The following is a 19,724-nucleotide window of genomic DNA, read 5'->3' as shown; positions in this document are numbered from 1 at the left end:
GCCCGTCGGGGGCGAGGCGCAGTTCACCCATTGTTGTCTTAATGATGCCATGCGGGTGGCAACTGGGTCTACATAACGGGAGCTAGGCGGCATGTTTCGGCCGATGACGTGCGAGGTGTGGGCGGTATGAAGCGGGGCCCGGCGACTGGATCGCCGGGCCCCGCGCGCCATCGGATTGTTGGTCGCGCCTACTCGAAGCTCAGCTCCTGCAGGCGGTCGAACACGACGCCGTGGTGGCACCCCGCCCCGAAGGACGCGCGGATGTCGCGCTCCCCTACTGCTCGCGACGCCTCGCGCGGAGTGCCGCCGCGAGCGCGGCGAGCGCCAGGGCGGCGAGCGCCACGGGGACGGCGGGCGCGGTCGAGTCGCCGGTCTTGGCGAGCGGGCGAGCGCCCCTCGCGTCGGGGGAGACGGCGACCTCGAAGATCGAGAAGCGGTCGGAGGAGGCGCGCAGCGCGGCGCCGTCGGCCTCGAAGTCGATCGCCTGGACCGTGCCGTCGTGCTCGCGGACCACGGCCGCGACCGTGGAACCGGAGAGTTCGTCGGGGAGCGAGAGGTCGACGGTCAGCGGGCTTGCGAGCTCGTGGACCTCGCGCGCCTCGCCGTCGTCGAGGCGGACGCGGACGCGGACGTCGAGGTAGGCCCCGGGGCTTGCGGTCGCGGGCGCCGCGGCGTGGATGCGCTCGGCGAGGGCGGCGTCGATCGTGTCGGTCACGTCGGCGACCGTGACGCTGACGTAGGCGGTCGCGCCGGCGCCGACGCGCTCCGCCTCGTCGCGGGTCAGGGGGACCGCGGCCGCGATGGCGTCGTCGCCCTGGCCGATGCGGGCGCCGCCCCAGTTGGAGGGGACCTCCTCCTGCACGACGCGGCCGAGCGAGCGCGGGATCTCGAACTCGAGCGTGACGGGGTCGGAGAGGGCGTAGGCTCCGTCGGGCGTGGGCGTCACCGTGACGCGTGCCGGGCGCGCGCCCTCGGTGGGGGCGGCGTTGCCCTCCCAGGAGAGGGTGTAGTCGACGCCCTCCACGGGGGTCGGGCCGTCGCCCGCGGCGTCGCGCACGGTCGGTCTGGGCTCTGCCGGCAGCACCCCTGGGATGACGGCGCCCTCGGGGAGCTCCGCCGCGAGCTGGCGCGTCCCCCACTGGGCGTAGAGGATGTCGCCGCCGATGGCGAGCTCGAAGGGGTCGCCCGGCGCGAGGGCGCGGCCGGAGCCGTCGGCGGCCGTGTTCCAGCCGACGAAGCGCCACGCGCGGCGCGCGAAGCCGTTGGCCGCGACCGTGACGGAGTCGCCCGCGCGGCCCGGCTGCGGCGCGACGGAGCCCGAGTCGGCGCCGTTGCCGTCGTAGGCGAGCTCGCCGACGGGGTCCCACTGGGCGTAGAGCACGTCGTCGCCGGCCGTGAGGGTGAAGTCGGCGCCCGGCGCGAAGGAGTCGCCCGAGCCGTCCGGTGCGGTGTTCCACCCGGCGAAGCGGTGCTGCTTCCACGAGAAGCCGCAGCCGGCGACCTTGGCGACGTCTCCGGTCTTTCCCTCGGTGGGATCGGTCGAGCCCGACGCGAGGATCGAGTTGGGCAGGTAGGTGATGGTGTCTGCCTGGACCTTGAGCGGCGAGGACCAGTCGAGCCCGAAGTAGTTGGGCGTGCCGTCGACCGTGGCGCGCACGGTGTAGTCGCCCGGCTCGGTGGGAGGCGTCGGGGTGAACTCGTCGGAGCCGGCCGGCGCGTACCAGAAGGAGGGGGCGCCGAACCTGGCCGTGGCCGTGGGCGCGGGCTGCTCCTGGCCGGCGACCCAGCCGGGGGCCGTGGGGCCGTCGACCCAGGCGTTGTCGGCGCGGACGATCTCGCCCTGGACGACGACGACCTTGTCCTCGTGGGTCTCGTCGGCCACGAACCAGACGCGCACCGGGTAGTCGCCCACCACGATTGCGGAGGGCGGGTCTGGCATGTAGCCGAGGTCGTCGTCGACCCCGACGCCGTAGCGGACCTCGGTGCAGCCCTCAGGCTTGCTAGCCGTCTCGACTATCTGCTGCTCCTCTCCGCTGTAGGTGCGGCGGTAGCCCTCGGGCTCTGTGACGTCGAGCTTCAGCAGGGGCAGGTCGACCTTGGTGTCGGGGCTCGCGGGAGAGGGATAGGCGTCGTCCGTCTCGGTGAGACGGGTCACGACGCGCTGCTCGGTGCCGGGAGTGAGGCCCTCGAAGACGTGGGTGGCCGCGCCGGCCGCGGGCGTGACCCAGTGGGCACCGGCGTCGACGCTGTACTGCTGGCCGTCCTCGACGCGAACGACGAGGGTGGTCGCGGTCGCGGAGTCGACGATGGGGGCAGGCGGGGCGTCGGGCAGGGACTTGGCCGAGACTACGACCTCTGCGGGCTCGCCGACGTTGCGCGCCCAGGCGGCGTCCGTTGCCGTGGTGGCGGCGTAGCGCACCTGGTAGGTGCCGGCCGAGAGGCCGGAGACGCTCTTCTCGCCCGCGCCCACGCGCGTCCACGCGTCCGGCCAGGTGCCGTCGTCTGCGCGGCGGCGCCACTCCATGGCGTCGGTCACGCCGGTGATGGTGCCGTCGTCGTTGGTGAGCGGCGCGCCGGAGCCGTCGGTGAGGACCGCGTCGTTGGCGGGGTCGCGCTGGGCGGTGAGTCGGGTGGTCGTGAGGCCCTCGGGCGCGCCCTGGTTCTCGGACCAGTGTGCGTAGAGCGTCTTCCTGGAGGCGAGGCCCTCGACGTCTCCGGCGAGGCGGTCGCCTGCCGTGGGGTTCGCGCTCTCGTACCACCCCTCGAACTCGTGGCCCTCCCACGCGGGTCGGATGGCCTCGACGGCCGCCTGCGCGACCCGCCAGCCCGTTGCGGGGGCGGTGGCGGGGCTGCCGAGGACGTGGTTGGCGGTTCCCTCGGGGAGCGCTGCCGCCGGCGTGGCGCCGCCGTCGTTGAGGTCGAGGGCGACCATCGGGACCTGGAGGCCGGAGACGGTGACGCGCATGGGGTCCTGGCCCTGCGTGGAGCCGTCGTCCTTCTCGGCGTCGTAGTAGAGCGGGCTCTCGAGCGAGGAGAGGAAGTACTGCGAGCATGGGTAGTCGACGCCGCCGACGCGGAAGCCCATGACGCGGGCGCGGTAGCGCGAGGGGAAGCCGTCGGTGTTGAGCTTCCAGACGGGGAGGCTGCCCGTGGCCGCGCGAGCGGCGCCGGAGCCCGACACGGCGCAGTAGGTGCCGAGCGTGGCGTCGTTCTGCTGGCTGACGACCTCGTAGAGGGAGGCGTCCTGCTGCTCCGCCTCGTCCCTCGAGGCCCAGAAGACCTTGACGTAGACGCCCTCGAGGTCGGCGTATCCGTCGGCCTCGGTCGACTCGACCGAGACGGACCACTTGCCGTCGAAGTTGCCGACGCCGACGTAGGCGACGTCGAAGTCGTCGCCCCTCTGCGTGGCGGCATACGAGCCGGTCTCGATCTGGGCCGTGCCGGCGGAGTTGGCGACCGTGGGCTTGAGCGAGAGGGTGTAGCTGACCCTCTTGGAGAGCCCGTCGAGCGCGTAGGTGCCGTAGGCGTGCGTGAGCGTGTCGTCGCGGCCGGCGTCGGTCGCGCCGGTGACGGTGATGGGGTAGCCCGCCTGCGCCGCGCCGTTCGCGAGGAGGTAGAGCATGCCCGCGCTCGAGCGTTCCTGCGGCGTGTCGTTCACCACGGCCTCGCGTATGGACGCGCCCTCGACGTAGGCGTAGTTGTAGTCCCACGTGACGTTGCCGCGCACGCCGTAGAGGACCTCGGCGACGATTGGCGCGCTCGCGAAGTGGTTGGCGTCCTCCTTGTAGCGCAGGGAGACGTCGCCGGCGGCGAGGCCGGAGAGCCTGCCGTCGGCAGGCAGGTCCTGCCAGGTCGCGCCCGCGTCGAGGGAGTACTCGACGGGCTTCGCGCTGTCGTAGCCGGCCAGGGCGAGGGTGCCGCTCCTCTCGTCCGTGGACGTGGGGGCGGCGGTGGGAGACTCGCCGGAGAGCGTGGTGGTCACGACGGACTGGGTGGTGGTCGCCTTGGTCGCGTCGACTGCGTCCCACGTGGCCTTGCCGATGGTGAAGTGGAGCGTGACGTCGGGCGCGTACTGGTAGTCGCCGCCGGCCTTGGCGCGCACGGTCACCGTCGGCGCGGCGTCCGCGGTCGCGTCGGCGGCGTTGACGTTGTTGCTGTAGACGAGCTCGTAGTCGACGTCCTTGGTGAGAACGGCCCCGCCCTCGCCCGTGACGCGCGGCTCGGGCGTGTGGGCGCCGCCGTCGTAGGTGAAGCTGCCCTCTATCGGGGCGGCCTGGAAGGTGTTGGCGTCCCAGGTCGCGAACAGTTCGACGGTGCCGTCGTTCTCGCTCGTGAGGTTCTGGACGCTCTCCTCGTCGGCGTACGCGGAGGCCCCGCCGGCCTCGGTCGCCCAGCCGGCGAAGTGGCGGCCCTTGTTGGAGAACTCGTTGGCCGAGAGCGGCGTGGCCGCGGCGTCGTAGGTGAGGTCCTGGGTGGCCATGGTGCCCGACGCGGCGTCGGCGCCCTTGTTGAAGCTCACGTGGTAGGGGTTCGCCTCCCACGTCGCGAAGAGCGTGACCGTGGCACCGTCCGTGGCGGTGAGGTTGGTGACGGGCGCCTTGTCGGCGTAGACGGCGTCGCCCGAGGCGGTCGTGGCCCAGCCGCCGAAGTGGTAGCCGGTCTTGGAGAAGCCGGTCTCGGAGAAGTCGAGAGGCGTGAGGCCGGCCTCGATGTCGTACTGGAAGTCCTCGGGCGGCATCTCCCCGGTGGCGAGGTCGTCGTTCTTGTCGAAGGCCACCTGGTAGGCGTTCCTGGTCCAGCCGGCAAAGACCCTGTTCTCGCCGGCGGCCGAGGATGCGTCGACGATGACGTCGGCGAGCCTGCTCGTGCGGTCGGCGTCGGCGTACCAGCCGGAGAAGGTGTAGCCCACGGGCGTGGCGCCCGAGACGTCGTGGTAGCCGACCTCGTCGAGGTCCATGGCCTGGTTGACGTAGACCTCGCGCGTCGCGGAGCCGTCGGGCGTGAGGGCGGCGAGCGAGGTGTTGGGGGACATCGAGCCGTAGTTGTAGTCGTAGGTCAGGTCGGTCCTGCCGCTCGCTGCGTCGGCCGTGGAAGAGTAGACCGCCGTGAGCGTGGCGTCGCCGCTCACGGTGTAGCGGCTGCCCGCGTAGTGGGCGTCGCCGGAGGCGTCGCGCCAGTAGAGGAAGGGCCTGCCGCCCTGGGAGAGTGCGGCCCCGCTCGGCATGAACGCCGTGGCGCCCTTGAGGTAGGCGTTGCCGTCGGTCGGGGCGACTCCCGCATCGCCCCCGCCGGCGTCGTAGGCGAGGTGGTAGGACGTGGTGGTCGCGCCCTCGGGTGCGTAGACCGCCCTGAGGGTCACGTCGGAGTGGACCTCGTTGGCGAAGCTCCAGGTGACGTCCTGCCCGTCGCGCTCGTAGGTCCAGCCGAGGAGCTCGCCGGAACCCTCGGGAGGCGTGATCTGCGCGGACGAGAGACTCGTCGCCTGCTCGCCGTACTTGAGCACGTCGGTCGCGCTCTTCTCGCCCGCCGAGGCATCGCGGTTGCGCAGTGTGACGTCCTGCGCGAGCGACCCGCCCGCGAGGTCGTAGGTGACCTTGCAACGCGCGTCGGTCCAGGCGGCATAGAGCACGATATCCTTGTCGGGCATGGTCACGCCGTCGAAGGAATATAGGCTATCCACGAGCGTGTTTACTTTATGCCAGCCCTCAAACCAATGCTCACCGGTCGAATCAGTCATCGTCGTAGGTCGCACAAAGCCATCTTGATCTGGATCTTTGTCATACGCTACATAGGTAGTGCCGTCAGCAAGCGTGGCCTGAGTATCCGTTATGTCTGTTCCAAAATAAATGCTCTTGAGGTCTTGCGCCTCTGGCCCGCCATTTTCATTCCAAATCACGTCATGTTTATTGCGGGAATACCAGATGTGATACGGTTCGCTCGTTTTACCGTTAAATTTTTTGGGGACGATACGATTCTTAATTGATGAGTCTGAGTACAGCCCAGTGTTTGTGCTCCTAAGGTAGCTAAACCCCGTGTAGTTTAAAACGACATTTGCATGGTTATGAACGCTCTTATACGGCATGTGCACGACTTCGAAGTCGCTGTCCGCGCCCGTTCCCGTTGTATCAAGCTTTTCGTAGTGATGATAAGCGTCGTATGTCCAGTCAGTAGAGTCAACCTTGCTTTCACCAGTCGTTAGCGTGGTTCCGCACGGAATGCCGGTCGCGGGTGGGTTTGCAGAGTACTGCCTGCAACATTGATAGAGACCAAACGGTGACGATAGCACCGCGCCATTGCGCGCAGCCCTGTATTCTACGTATTGAGCGGTTTTTCCAGCATATTGAAGCATGATCCGCATGTCGTCTGCGCGGGCGCTTTGGTACTTGTGCTGATAGTAGTCATACAGGCTCTGACCCCAGCGCCAGGCATAGCTTTTGTTTCCGCCTTTGCCTCCTGTCTTGAGGTAGTACCAGATGCGGTCAAGATACACCGTGAACACTGTCGAGCCGTCCGAGGCCACGGTAATGTTCTTCGCGTTTTCCGCACTAAGAAGATTTACGTTGACGTAGTAGTCGGGGATGGCACCACCATTCTCCGAATAACTCGCTCTAATGGCGGCGCTAATGTTGGAATCGTTCTGACTCAGCGAGATCACATCGCCCGTTGTTGCGGGGACCTCATAGTAATAGTTGGCGTCGAGGGCATAGTCCTCTTCCACCGTGGCCTTGGGCTCGGCGCCCTGCAGGTAGAAGTGCAGGCGATAGGTGGTCTGGGCCTCCTCCCACGTTGCCGTGAGCGTCGTGGCGGCCGTGACGGGCGTGGCAAAGTCGAACGGCGCGCCCTCGCCGTTCACCCAACCCGTGAAGGCATAGCCCTTGCGCGTGGGGTCGGCGGGACGCCTGGCCGTCTTGCCCTCGGAGACGAACTGGCTGTCGACGCCCGTGCCGCCGGCCGAGTCGAAGGAGACCCAGTAGCCGCCCTCGATGATCGGGTAGAGGTCCGTGTCGGCGTTGACGGCGAGCTGCGACTCGCCTCCGTAGCCGTAGACGTCGGTGTCCGATGAGGCCGCGCCGTTGCGCGTGGACCAACCGACGTTGGCCGTGCCGGCGGGCGTGACGAAGAGCGGGGTGCCCGCGCTGACGGCGAGGTTCTCGCCCGCGTTTACCTCCACCACGTGGATGATCGGGAACGTGTCGAAGGTTCCGTCGGCGTCGGAGTCGACCGCGCTGTGGTAGGAGACGTAGTGCTTCTTGTCGCGGTACTTGGCGTAGACCCTCGTGACGCTGCCGTCGAAGGAGACCGTGTCGGGGTAGCCCGACCAGGCCTCGCCCCAGGATCCGTCGGCGCCCTTCAGGTACCAGCCGACGAACTCCGTGGTGTCGTCGCCGGCGAAGACGGCAGGCACGCCCGTCGCCGCCAGGCGCTGCGCCGCCTGGGACTCCTTGTCGGCCCCCTCGTAGTCGGTGGTCTTGACGCTCACGGCAAAGTGAAGCTCACCCGCGGCGTTGTAGAACTCCCACGACTGGTACTTGATGTTCTCGCCGACGATCGCGTAGACGGAGAAGTCGGTCGCGTCGAAGTCGGCGCGGCTCGCGGTGGCGCCCTTGTCCACGACCTCGGCCTGGCCGTCGTCCCTCACGTGGATCGCGGAGAACGCCTCGCCGCGGACGGCGTTGATTGCCCTCAGCGAGACGCGGACGGGGGCGGTGCCGGCAGGCTCGAGCTCGCGGCCGTCGCGCACGAAGGAGACGTCGACGGCGCGGGCGTCGGTGGCGCGCCCGCGCACGGCGCCGGCGGCCTCGGCGGCGGCCATCGCGTCGCGGGAGTCGGCCTCGCGGACGACGAGGGTGGTGCCCTCGGGGAAGGCGCCGGCCGGGGCGTGGACCTCGACGGCGACGCCGTTCTCGGCGACGCGCGTCTCGTCGATCGCGGGAGACGCCGGCTGGGCGTCGGCGACGGGCGCGGGCTCGGGGGCCGCGGCGGGCTGCGCGAGGTCGGGGGTCGCGGCCGCGGCGGCCTTGTCGTCAGCAGGCGCCTCCTCGGCAGGGGGCGCGCTCTTCTCGGCGGGCGCCTCGTCCGGGGCCGGCGTCGATGCGTCGCCCGCTGTGGGCGCCGCCTGATCCGTTGGCGCGGCGCCATCAGGCGTCGCGGGCGCGGGCAGGGCCACGGCGGCGTCGGCTGGGGGCGCGCCCGCTGGCTCGGCGGCACCCGCGGCGCCCTGGGGCCACAGGCCGCCGACGAGCGCGACGGCGAGCGCGATGGCGAGCAGCTTGCTCGAGGTGGAGTTGCGTTTCATGGCACGTACCTCCCGGCTCGCCCGTCGGGGGCGAGGCGCAGTTCACCCATTGTTGTCTTAATGATGCCATGCGGGTGGCAACTGGGTCTACATAACGGGAGCTAGGCGGCATGTTTCGGCCGATGACGTGCGAGGTGTGGGCGATATGAAGCGGGGCCCGACGACTGGGTCGCCGGGTCTCGCGCGCCATCGGATTGTTGGTCGCGCCTACTCGAATCTCAGCTCCTGCAGGCGGTCGAACACGACGTCGATGCGACCGAGGAAGCTCCAGGGGTCGAAGATGCGGTCGAGCTCGGCCTCGCTCAGGGTGCAGCGCTCGTCGGCCGAGAGCTTCTCGCGGTAGGTCGTGCCCTGCTCGCCCGCCTGGATCTCGTGCCAGGTGGCCATGGCGTTCTCCTGCACGATCTTGTAGGCGTCCTCGCGCGTGATGCCGGTGTCGACGAGGGCGAGCAGCACCTTGGACGAGAAGATCAGGCCGCGGGTCTTGTTGAGGTTCGCGAGCATCTGGGCGGGATAGAGCTGCAGGCCGTCGACGATGCGGATCAGGCACTGGAACATGTGGTCGAGCGCGATGAAGCTGTCGGCCTGGGCGACCCGCTCGGCGGAGCTGTGGCTGATGTCGCGCTCGTGCCAGAGGGCTACGTTGTCGAAGGCGACCTGGGCGTTGGCCTTGACCACGCGAGAGAGGCCGCAGACCTTCTCGACGGTGATGGGGTTGCGCTTGTGCGGCATGGCCGAGCTGCCCTTCTGGCCCTTGCGGAAGGGCTCCTCGGCCTCGAGGGTGTCGGTCTTCTGGAGGTTGCGGATCTCGGTCGCGATGCGCTCGCAGGTGGCCGCCGTCGTGGCGAGCACGCCGGCGAGGTAGGCGTGGTGGTCGCGGGAGATGACCTGCGTGGACAGCGGGTCGTGCGCGAGCCCGAGGTGCTCGCAGACGTAGGACTCGACGCGCGGGTCGATGGAGGAGTAGGTGCCGACGGCGCCCGAGATCGCGCCGCACGCCACGTTGGCGCGGGCGTCGCGCAGGCGGTCGAGGTCGCGCTTGAGCTCCCAGGCCCAGCTGCCGAACTTCATGCCGAAGGTCATGGGCTCGGCGTGGATGCCGTGGGTGCGCCCGACGCAGAGGGTCTCGCGCTCCTCGAAGGCGCGGCGGCGGCAGATCTCGCCGAGCCTCTTGCAGTCCTCGATCAGGATGTCGGTCGCCTGGACGAGCTGGTAGCACAGGGCCGTGTCGCCGAGGTCGGAGCTGGTCATGCCGTAGTGGACCCAGCGGCTCGGCTTGGGCTCTCCCTCGGGCACGTCGGCGTCGATGTAGGAGCCCATGTTCGTCAGGAACGCGATGACGTCGTGGTTGGTGACGGCCTCGATCTCGTCGACCTCGGCGCGGTCGAAGGCGGCGTGCTCGCGGATCCACGCGGCCTCCTCGGCCGTGATGCCGCTCTCGCCGATCTGGGCGTGGGCCTCGCAGGCCAGCACCTCGATCTCCTGCCAGATGGCGTACTTGTTCTCGAGCGAGAAGATGTTGCCCATCTCCGGTCGGGTGTAGCGATCGATCATGGAGCGGTCCTTTCGTGACGCGCGCGCCGGCGGCCGGGCCGCCGCGCCAGTTCATCTGCCACGGAAGATTCTACACGCTCGCCCACGGGCGCCGCCCCACTCGTAAAGCGCAGGCAACGTGCGGGTGCGCCCACGGGCGGCGCACGGCCGAGAGGAGCGCTCTTCTCGGCCGCCAACGTGGCCGTGGGCTGCGGGCGCGCTACGCCTGGCGACGCACGGCCTCGCGCTTGTCGAGGATCGCCTTGGTCTGGCGACGGTCGCGCTTGAGCGACTTGGACGCCTCGCGGATCTGCTCGCGCACGGCGTCGTGGCCGGTCCCGCCGTAGGTCTCGCGGGCGCGCGCGATGCCCTCGGGGTCGAGCTCGCCGACGATGTCCTTGCCAAACAGCGGGCTCGCCTGCTGGAACTCCTCGAGTGTGAGGTCCTCGAGCCCGACCTTGTGCTTCTCGCAGTACAGCACGAGCTCGCCCACGATCTCGTGCGCCTTGCGGAACGGGATGCCGCGCTTGGCAAGGTAGTCGGCCACGTCGGTCGCCGCGGTGAACCCCAGCGACGCCTCCTCGAGCATCCGGCGCGGGTGCACCTCCCAGGTGTCGATCATCCCCTCCATCAGGATCATGCAGTCGCGCAGCGTGTCGGCCGCGTCGATGGCGCCCTCCTTGCACTCCTGCAGGTCCTTGTTGTACGCGAGCGGGAGCCCCTTCATCGTGACGAGCAGCGAGACCAGGTCGCCCACCACGCGCCCGGTCTTGCCGCGCGTGAGCTCCGCGAAGTCGGGGTTCTTCTTCTGCGGCATGATCGACGAGCCGGTCGAGTACGAGTCGCTCAGTGTGATGAAGCCGAACTCCGTGGTCGACCACGTGATGATCTCCTCGCACAGGCGCGAGAGGTGCATCATGCTCACGCTGCACGCGTACTCGAGGTCAAGCAGGTAGTCGCGATCCGACACCGCGTCCATCGAGTTCGGGATCGGGTGGTCGAACCCCAGCAGCTCCGACGTGTAGTGCCGGTCGAGCGGGTAGGTCGTGCCGGCAAGCGCGGCAGAGCCCAGCGGGTTTGCGTCGGCCGCCACGAAGGCGTCGTGCAGCCGCTTGAAGTCGCGCGTGAACATCCAGAAGTACGCGAGCAGGTGGTGCGAGAAGAGCACGGGCTGTGCATGCTGCATGTGCGTGTACCCCGGCATCACCGTGCCGAAGTTCTTGCGCGCGGCGCGCAGCACGACCTTGCGCAGCGAGTAGTTCTCCGTGAGCAGCGACGTGATGAGGTCCTTGGCCAGCAGGCGGATGTCGGTCGCCACCTGGTCGTTGCGCGAGCGCCCCGTGTGCAGGCGGGCGCCGGCCGCGCCGATGTCGTCGATGAGGGACCCCTCCACGGCCATGTGGATGTCCTCGTCGTTCACGTCCCACTTGAAGCGCCCGAGGTCGATCTCGTGCTTGATCTCCAGAAGCCCGACCTCGATGCGCTCGACGTCCGACTCCGAAAGCACGCCCTGCCGCGCGAGCATCTTCGCATGCGCGATCGAGCCCGCGATGTCCTGGCTGTACATCTTCTTGTCGACCTCGAGCGAGGCGCCAAAGCGCTGGGTGAACCTGTCAACGCTCTGTTCGAACCTGCCGGACCAGAGTGCCATCCTGTCGCCTTTCTCGCGCCGCGCGCCCCGTCGGCGTGCGCCCCGCCGTCATCTGAATAGTAGCGAGCGCATCGCCCACCCGCAAAGGCCCGTCGGCCTACGCGGCCGCATGCTCCTTGTCCGCCGCGGCCTCATGGCTTTCGCACGCGTCGCCCTTGCCCTCGCACGCACCGCCCTCGGCGGCCGCCCTGTCCATGTCAGCCACGTCCGCTGGGTCACCCTCCGCGGAGTCGCCGTCATTCGCCTCGCGAGAAGAGCCTACGCCTTCCCCCGCGACGCCGCCGTGCGCCGCCGGCCCCTGCTTGGTCGACCACGTCTTGCTCGGCAGGCTGTGCAGGTCGATGAAGCCCTTCGACGCGGTGCGGTCGAAGGTGTCGCCGTCGCCGTAGGTGGCGAGGCCGTACTCGTAGAGCGAGTAGGCGCTCCTGCGGCCGATCACCGTGAGGCTGCCCTTGTAGAGCTTCGCCTTGACCTCGCCGGTCACGCACTTCTGCGTGTCGGCGCAGAACGCGTCGAGGGCCTCCTTCAGCTGCGAGAACCACAGGCCGTCATAGACGATCTTGGCCCACTGCTGGTCGATGCCGTGCTTGAACTGGAGCGTCGCGGCGTCGAGGCAGAGCGTCTCGAGCGCGTGGTGCATGTTGATGAGCGCGAGCGACGCGGGGCACTCGTAGCACTCATGGCTCTTGATGCCCACCACGCGGTCCTCGATCATGTCGAGGCGGCCGTAGCCGTGCTTGCCGCAGATCTCGTTGAGCTTCACGATGAGCGGCAGCAGGTCCATCGCCTCGCCGTTGAGCGAGACGGGCTTGCCCTGCTCGAAGCCGACCACGATCTCCTCGGGCGCGTCAGGCGCGTCCTCCGGCGACGCCGTCATCGTCCAGATGTCTGCGGGCGGCTCGTTCCAGGGGTTCTCGAGGACGCCGCACTCGATCGCGCGGCCCCAGAGGTTGTCGTCGATCGAGTAGGGCTTGGCCGCCGTCGTCGGGACGGGAACGCCGTGGCGCTTGGCCCAGTCCATCTCCTGCTCGCGCGTGAGGAGGTCCCACTCGCGCACGGGTGCCAGGATCTTGAGGCTGGGGTCGAGCGCGTGGATGCACGACTCGAAGCGGACCTGGTCGTTGCCCTTGCCCGTACAGCCGTGCGCGATGTAGGCGGCGCCGGTCTCGTGCGCGATCTGGACGAGCTTCTCGACGATCATCGGGCGCGACAGCGCCGACAGCAGCGGGTAGGTGTCCTCGTAGAGAGCGTTGGCCGCAATCGCCTTGGTCAGGATCTTCTCGGCGTACTCCTCGCGCATGTCGAGCGCCTTGGAGTAGATGGCCCCCATGTCGAGCGCCTTCTTCTCGACCCACGCGAGGTCCTCGGCGTCCTGTCCCACGTTGCCGCAGATCGCGACGACGTCGAGGTTCTTCTCGGTCTGCAGCCACTTGACCATAACCGAGGTGTCGAGGCCGCCGGAGTAGGCGAGAACGACCTTCTCCCTCTCGGCGGACCCTGCGGACTTCGCGGCTGCCGCCGCGGTCGTGGCGTAGTTCGTCTTGGTGGTTGCGGTCTCTGCCATTTCAATCACTCCCATGTCGTGCGCTTTGCTTGGGTTTGTTCGCTTAGCGGGTTGGTGCGATGGCGGCCTTGCGCGCCGCCGGTCAATCGGGTGCGCTGCCGATGTATGGCAGAGGGGCACCCAGCGATGCCGGGTGCCCCTCGGTCCGTCCTCTGGGCTGTAGCTACCCTGGACCTACGTCAGCACGCGCTGGCATCGCAGCGTGATTCGTCGGTCCTGGCGTCGGAGGGAGAGCATGGAGTCGTACGTGTGAGGTGCGAGCTGCAACATGTCATCCCCCTTCCAAGTCCGCGCCGCTTGGGCGCTGGTGAGCAATCGTGACGCCGGGTGCGCGTCTGTTGGTGAGTACTTTAGCCGATATGCGCTCAGCTGCAAATAATTTCGGTTAGCAGATATTTTCTTGAAACACTACCCTAACAAAGCGCAGCTCTACGCCATGCCTATTCATTCACCTTTCCCCCGTGCGGCACGGCTCGCAACGGGAACGGCATGTCACGCGGCCAAGCCATGTAGTTCATGTGCGCAAACCCCGTCGAAACCACCCCGAACTTCCTGGCCGCACTCGGCGCGCGGGCACAAAAAAGCCGGGGGCACGTGCCCCCGGCTGCATGTTCGGTGGTGAGCCGTGTGGGGGTCGAACCCACGACCTTGGGATTAAAAGTCCCCTGCTCTGCCAACTGAGCTAACGGCCCAACTATGTTGCAAGGCGGCTCCAGGAGCGCCTCACGTGCGCGAATGCATCATACCATGCGCGCTGCGTCAGTGGCGCACCCGCCTACTCGATCTCCCAGGCCCACTGCCCGTTCTCGAACACGGGCACCTCCTCGCCCTCCGCGGTGACGCCCCAGATGTTGAGGTCCTCGGCGCCGATCATGAAGTCGACGTGGGTGTGCGACTGGTTGACGCCATGCGCGACCAGCTCGTCCTTGCTCATCTCCATGCCGTGCTCAAGGCACTCGGGGAAGCCGAGGCCCAGTGCCAGGTGGCAGCTCGCGTTCTCGTCGTACAGGGTGCTGTAGAAGAGCATGCCGCCCTGCCTGATGGGCGTGTTCTTCGAGATGAGCGCGACCTCGCCCAGGCGGCACGAGTTCTCGTCAGCCTCGATGATGCTTCGCAGCACGTCCTTGCCGCGCTTCGCGCCGAAGTCGACCACGCGACCGCCCTCGAACCTCAGCCAGAAGCCGTCGACGATCTGGCCGGAGTACACCAAAGGCATCGCCGAGTACACGATGCCGTCGCAGCGCATGCGGTCCGGCGACGTGAAGACCTCCTCGGTCGGGATGTTGGGGAAGAACATGCGCCCGTCCACGGCCTGCTCGGCGCCGCCGGCCCAGACGTGGCCCTTCGGAAGGCCCACGGTGAGGTCGGTTCCGTTCTTCGCCACGTAGTGCAGGCGGTCGAAGGCAGCCTCGTTCAGCTGGCGCTTGTTCTTCTCGAAGCTCGCGTTGTGCGTCTCCCAGACGCCCTGCGGGTCCTCGCCGTCGGCGCGGGCGGTCGAGAGGATCGCACACCACAGGTGATAGACGGCCTCAAGCTCACCCTCGTGCGGGTAGAGCTTCTTGGCCCACGCGGCCACGGGCGCGCCGGCGATGCACCAGGGGTTGCGACCGAAGTCGAGGCCGTCGCGGAAGGTGCGGCAGTCGGTGTTGCGGGCGAGGCGAGCCGCGGCGGGCTTGGCGGCGTCGATGCCCTCGAGGGCCGACGGGTCGGTCGCCTCCACGAACAGGAAGCTCGCGCCCTCCTCGGCCAGCGAGTTCAGCTGCTCGCGCTTCCAGCTCGGCGTGTGCCTGAAGTACTCGACGTCCACGTTCTCGTAGTCCATGCGCGAGACCGCGTCGTCGAACCAGATGACGGTCACGTGGCCGGCGCCGGCGGCGTAGGCGTGGCGCACGAGGATCCTCGCGAAGTCGGCACGCTCGACGGGCACCTGGATGACGACCTCCTGGCCCTCCTGGACGGCGAGGCCCTTGCGCACGATCAGCTCGGCGTACGCCTCGATCTTGGGCTCGAGGTTGCGGATGGCGCGCACAGCCTCCTCGTTTGACATGGCACTGCTCATTGTCGTTCCTTTCGACTCGAACGCACAAAAAAGCGAGGCCCCGTGGGACCTCGCCGCGTTTCGGATTGGAGCGGGCGATGGGAGTCGAACCCACCTCATCAGCTTGGGAAGCTGAGGTTCTACCGATGAACTACGCCCGCGCGCACGCGTAATGCTAACACAGATGCACGATTCGCGCGAGGCGTGTCCGCGAGCCTCGCGCCCGCGCCGCCGAGGATGCGCACGCGGGCGCGCAAAACTGTGCCTCCGTGGAAAGATTGGCGATCGCGCCGCGCAAAAGTGGGCCTCCGTGGCAAAGTCTCGTCCCCCGATTTACGCGAGCCGCACCATCGGCTTGCATAGCAGACGGTACGCAACTGGACAAACCCCAAAGTCTATGCAGACTTTTCCATGCCTCCCCCGCCGAGGGGCTTAGCGAGTTGTACACAGAGGGGCAGAATCGCGCATCCGAATCGGAAATCTTTCCACGGAGGGGTGCTTTTGCGTACGCGACGCGCTCCCAAGCTGCTCTAAGTTGCTCGCGTGAACTCCACAGGCCCCGCGCCGCCGAGCGCCGCCGCGCATGGCGCGGCCGGCCACATGGGTAGAATGCCCACAAGGCACAGCCAACCACGAGCGGCCGCGGCCGCACAAGGAGGAACCATGGCCACAGCAACCGAGCCCGAGCTCACGCTCTACTACCGACCCACCTGCCCCTACTGCAAGAAGGTCCTCGCCTACATGGAGCAGGACGGCATCGAGCTGCCGCTGCGCGACATCAGCGCCGACGAGGACGCCCGTGCCACCCTCGTCGAGGTCGGCGGCAAGCAGCAGGTCCCCTGCCTCTTCGTCGACGGCACCGCGCTCTACGAGTCCGACGACATCATCGCCTACCTCAAGGAGCACTGCGCCTAGCCACGCACCCGCGGGCACGCCCCGCAGGCGCGCCCGCGCAATCACCACGCACAACCACCCCGCACGAAAGGAGGCTCGCGACGCCATGTCGCGAGCCTCTCTGCATCTATATAAGACGTGCCGAGAAGAGCCTGGCCGTCCTCGCTATGCGCGGCGGATGAGCTCTGCCACCATCTCCGCGACGCGGGTCGGGCGGTCGGGGTCGACATTGACCTCGACGTCGGTGGGCGTGTGCGAGAGCGCGGGCACGCCATTCTCGTCCAGGCCCATGATCGTGGTCGCGCGCATGCGGGCGCGCATGGCCGGCGTCGCCTCGGTGTCGGCCCAGTCGAAGCGCGCGTGGTCGAGGTTGAGGTGCAGGTCCTTGGCGATGTTCAGCAGCAGGCGGCCCATGCGGCGGTCGGCGCGGCGCGGCGCGCCCTCGCCCTCCTGGCTCAGGATGTTGAGCGAGCCGGCTCCGATGCACTCGAGGTTCACGACGAAGGCGCCGCGGACGTCCTTGCGGTGCTCGTCGAGGAAGGTCTTGATGCCGGCGTGGTCGAGGCTCGAGGCGCCGGTTGCGACGAACCAGATGTCATGGGCGAGCAGCTCGTCGTCGCTCATGCCGAGGATGGCCTCGCGGAGGTCGTCGTCGGTGGGCGCCGGGGTGAGCTCGCCGTCGGCCTGGGCCGCGGCCTCCTCGGGCGTGAGGTACTCGGCCTGGGCCGGCTGCTGAGCCGGCTCGGGCTCGGCCGGGGCGGCGTCGATGACCTCGTCGAAGGGTGCGGCCTCGAAGCCCTGCTCGTCATACGGGGCGTCGACGTAGGCGTCCATGTGGGCCTCGTCGAGGGGCGTGCCCTCGGCGATGGGCTCGGCCTCGGCGTCGTCGCGCAGGCCCGAGCGGCGCGCGGCGCCACCCTTCCAGCCGCCGTTGTCGTCGTTCTCGAAGTTCTTCCAGTTGCCGATCTCGCGACCGTTCTTCTTCGCGTCGTAGTCGTCCTCGACGCCGAGCCAGTCGCTCATGGACTCGACCTCGTTGGACTTCTTGCGGCCGAAGAGCGAGCGCAGGCCGTGGCCCTTACCGGGCTGCGGGGCGGCAGGGGTTGCGGGCGCGGGGGCCGCATCGCCGTGGATGACCTCGAGGCCGTCAGGCTGGGGCGCGGCAGGCTCGGGCGCAGGTGCGGGAGCAGGCGTGGGCTCGGGAGCCACGGGCTGCTGCGGCATGGGCGGGACGGAGACGACCCGCCCCTCCGGGGTCGTGGAGTCGGGGTCGGAGAGGAAGGGGTCCGTCGCGTCGCGCGAGGGATCGGGAAGGTCGAAGAGGATGGCGCGGCGGCCGAGGCTCTGCTGGGGAGGGGTGAAGTCGGACCTGCCCCAGGAGGGGTCCTCGATCGCGGCGGGCTTCACGCGCTCCTCGGCGGGGCGCTTGAGGTTGAGCCCGTCGACAGAGAGCGTGTCGAGGCCGGTGACGTCCTTGCTGGCGAGCTCCTCCTCCGGAACGTCCTGCTCGGTGGAGAAGGTCAGTGCGGACATGGCGATCGTCGCATGGGGATCGACGCTCTTCTCGGCGGAGGGGGCGTCGTCTGAGGTGGGGATGGACTCGACCGCGCGCGCGTCGGACGCGAACTGGTCGACGAGGGTCTTGGAGGCGTTGGCGCTCGCGGCCGCCGTCGTTCCGGCGGAGGGGTCGACCTCGATGCCGGCGGCCGGCATGGGGCGGGTCGCGTCGGGCTCGGGCGCGTCGTCGGTCGTCGCGGCGGCATCGGCGGCAGCGGCGGCGGTAGACGAGAAGGGCACGACCTCGCCGGTGCCGTCTGCGTCAGATGCGGGCGCGGCGGTCTCGGGCGCGTCGTCGGTCGCGGGTGCGGCGTCGGCGGGTGCGGCGTCGGCGGGCGCGGCGTCAGCGTCGGCGTCCTGGGCGGCGTTGCCCCTGTTCTTGAAGCCGTCGACCACGCGACCCCAGGCAGCCTTGAGGCCAGCGAGGGGAGAGCCGTCGGCGGGGGCGTCCGTAGTTGCGGCAGCGTCAGTCGAGACGGACTCGTCGGAGCCGTCGAAGGGCTCGACCTCGGCGATGGGGACCTGCTCGTCGTAGGTCACGTAGTGGATGTACCTGCCGTCGTAGCGCTGCTCGGCGAAGTCGTCGTAGTCGTACGGCTCGTCGCCGTGCTCGTCGTACTCGGCGTCGCGCGCGTCGGCGGCGAGGTCGTCGGGCGTGATGGTGTCAAGCGGCGCGTCCTGCGCGGGCGGCTGCATCACGCCGGACTCGCCGTGGGCCATAGCCTCCGGGTCGAACACGGGCATCTCGGGGACCTCGGGGAGGCCGGAGAGGTCGAGCTCGGGGAGCTCGGGCTCGGCGTAGACGATGTCGCAGCCCTCGGGCAGGATCGACAGACCGCGCACGAAGTCGGCGCCGCGGCGGACGTTGCCGCCGAAGGGGTCGCCGTGCTCGGCGGCGGGCGCCGCGGCGGGCGCGAGGGCCTCGGCGGGCTCGGCCGTGACGGCAGGGTCGATCGTGGGAATCTCGGTCAGGCCGGGCATGAGATCGGACTCGGGCTCGGCGGCAGGCTCGGTCGCGATGGGCTCATCGGCGACGGGCGCGGGCGCAGGCTCGGGCTCAGCGGCGGGCGCGGGCTCGGGCGCGAGACCGTCCTCGGCGGCCGGCTGGGACTCGGGGTCGGCGGAAGGCTCGAGGGACTCGCCCTCGGGCTGCACCTCGGCGACGGGGGCGTCCTCCGCGGGCAGCGGCTGGCCCTCATAGGCGGACCCGTCGTCGAGGGCGGGCATGCTCTTCTCGGCGAAGTCGTCCTCGGGGAGGGCGTCCGCGGCGCCGGGCTCGGCGGGAAGGTCGTCGACCGGGGCGTCGGCGGCGAGCGCGTCGGCGTCGTCCGCGGGAGCCTCGTCGTAGCCGGTGGGGACGTAGGAGGCGGGGTCGAGGTCGCGCTCGGGCGCGACGTGCGGGTGGAGCGCGAGGTAGCGCTTGGCCTCGTCGTTGGCAGGACGGACCATGTCCATGACGCCGAGCAGGGCGGCGACGGAGGACTTGTTGTCGTTGGCGCCCTCGGTGCAGGGGGCGAAGCGCGCGTAGATGGCGGCGACGCCGGTCGCGAGGAGAGGCAGGCCGGAGACGAGGCCGATGAGCAGCAGGAAGTGGCGGAAGCCCTCGGGAACGAAGCCGAGGACCTGGAAGAAGGCGCAGACCGCGACGGCCACCGAGCAGGGGAAGCAGAGGCGGTAGACGAGCGGCTGGTACTTGCTGACCTGCGGGCGGTAGAGCAGGCCCTCGTTGGGCGTGTCGTAGTGGGCGACGATGACGACGGGGCGGTTGCCCTTCATCACGAGCGGGCCGCTGGCGCGGTGCACGCCGATGACGTTCTGGCTGCGGGCGCGCGGGCCGAGGTTGGAGAGGTAGTCGCGGCCGTTGCGCTCGAGCATGAGCAGGGCGAAGGCGGCGACGGCGAGCAGCATGCCGATGAGGCCGACGGGCGTGTTGATGAAGCCGGAGAGGAGCATGCCGACGAACATGACGACGTGGAGCCCGTAGTGCGCGAGCTTGCCCGAGGCGGAGGTGTCGAAGTCCTGCATCTGGACCTCGAGCCCATGCTCCTGCATGAGGGAGCCGAGCATCTCAGCTGCCTCGAGCTCCTCCTGGCTGTTTGCGGGTGCGATGTCGACCTTCTCGTTGAGGTAGTCGAGGTAGGTGCGCGTTGTTGGCATGCTGATACGTCCTTTGTCGGGGACCGTAAGGGTG

At 69.0% G+C, this 19,724-nt stretch carries 7 protein-coding genes and 2 tRNA genes; 1 reads left to right on the top strand and 8 read right to left on the bottom strand.

Annotated features, from left to right (window positions below):
- Positions 1-274: 274 nt before the first annotated feature.
- From M5D76_RS02105 to M5D76_RS02075, 7 genes are all read right to left on the bottom strand, one after another.
- The gene (locus M5D76_RS02105) at positions 275-8,296 is read right to left on the bottom strand and encodes an InlB B-repeat-containing protein (protein ID WP_248921739.1); all 8,022 of its coding nucleotides are present in this window, start codon (positions 8,294-8,296) and stop codon (positions 275-277) included.
- 207 nt (positions 8,297-8,503) lie between these two features.
- Complete coding sequence (gene purB, locus M5D76_RS02100) at positions 8,504-9,850, bottom strand: adenylosuccinate lyase (protein WP_248921738.1); 1,347 nt, start codon at positions 9,848-9,850, stop codon at positions 8,504-8,506.
- Positions 9,851-10,049: 199 nt separating this feature from the next.
- Positions 10,050-11,480 carry an argininosuccinate lyase gene (argH, locus tag M5D76_RS02095; RefSeq protein ID WP_248921737.1) on the bottom strand — a complete coding sequence of 477 codons (1,431 nt, stop codon included), beginning with the start codon at positions 11,478-11,480 and terminating at the stop codon, positions 10,050-10,052.
- Positions 11,481-11,577: 97 nt separating this feature from the next.
- Positions 11,578-13,044 carry an argininosuccinate synthase gene (locus tag M5D76_RS02090; protein WP_283102006.1) on the bottom strand — a complete coding sequence of 489 codons (1,467 nt, stop codon included), beginning with the start codon at positions 13,042-13,044 and terminating at the stop codon, positions 11,578-11,580.
- A gap of 616 nt (positions 13,045-13,660) precedes the next feature.
- Positions 13,661-13,736: transfer RNA gene (locus M5D76_RS02085), tRNA-Lys, on the bottom strand.
- An 83-nt stretch (positions 13,737-13,819) separates the two neighbouring features.
- Positions 13,820-15,103, bottom strand: coding sequence for an aminopeptidase (locus tag M5D76_RS02080; RefSeq protein ID WP_248921736.1), 1,284 nt, complete (start codon positions 15,101-15,103; stop codon positions 13,820-13,822).
- 66 nt (positions 15,104-15,169) lie between these two features.
- A tRNA-Gly gene (locus tag M5D76_RS02075) sits at positions 15,170-15,243 on the bottom strand.
- Positions 15,244-15,745: 502 nt separating this feature from the next.
- Here M5D76_RS02075 and M5D76_RS02070 point away from each other — a divergent pair.
- Entirely contained in the window at positions 15,746-15,997 is a 252-nt protein-coding gene (locus tag M5D76_RS02070) for a glutaredoxin family protein (RefSeq protein ID WP_248921735.1), read from the top strand.
- 144 nt (positions 15,998-16,141) lie between these two features.
- On the opposite strand, the gene M5D76_RS02065 is transcribed toward M5D76_RS02070, so the two are convergent.
- Positions 16,142-19,690 carry a hypothetical protein gene (locus M5D76_RS02065; RefSeq protein WP_248921734.1) on the bottom strand — a complete coding sequence of 1,183 codons (3,549 nt, stop codon included), beginning with the start codon at positions 19,688-19,690 and terminating at the stop codon, positions 16,142-16,144.
- Positions 19,691-19,724: the final 34 nt, after the last annotated feature.

This window comes from Olsenella intestinalis (genome assembly GCF_023276655.1).
GTDB lineage: Bacteria > Actinomycetota > Coriobacteriia > Coriobacteriales > Atopobiaceae > Olsenella_J > Olsenella_J intestinalis.
Note: the sequence above shows the minus strand (reverse complement) of the source record. Positions and strands in the feature narration are given on the sequence as shown.

Excerpts from the sequence above, each read along its gene's own strand:
- M5D76_RS02080 (WP_248921736.1), bottom strand. The coding sequence starts at position 15,103 with ATGAGCAGTGCCATGTCAAACGAGGAGGCTGTGCGCGCCATCCGCAAC.
- M5D76_RS02090 (WP_283102006.1), bottom strand. The coding sequence starts at position 13,044 with ATGGCAGAGACCGCAACCACCAAGACGAACTACGCCACGACCGCGGCG.
- argH (WP_248921737.1), bottom strand. The coding sequence starts at position 11,480 with ATGGCACTCTGGTCCGGCAGGTTCGAACAGAGCGTTGACAGGTTCACC.
- M5D76_RS02105 (WP_248921739.1), bottom strand. The coding sequence starts at position 8,296 with ATGAAACGCAACTCCACCTCGAGCAAGCTGCTCGCCATCGCGCTCGCC.
- M5D76_RS02070 (WP_248921735.1), top strand. The coding sequence starts at position 15,746 with ATGGCCACAGCAACCGAGCCCGAGCTCACGCTCTACTACCGACCCACC.
- purB (WP_248921738.1), bottom strand. The coding sequence starts at position 9,850 with ATGATCGATCGCTACACCCGACCGGAGATGGGCAACATCTTCTCGCTC.
- M5D76_RS02065 (WP_248921734.1), bottom strand. The coding sequence starts at position 19,690 with ATGCCAACAACGCGCACCTACCTCGACTACCTCAACGAGAAGGTCGAC.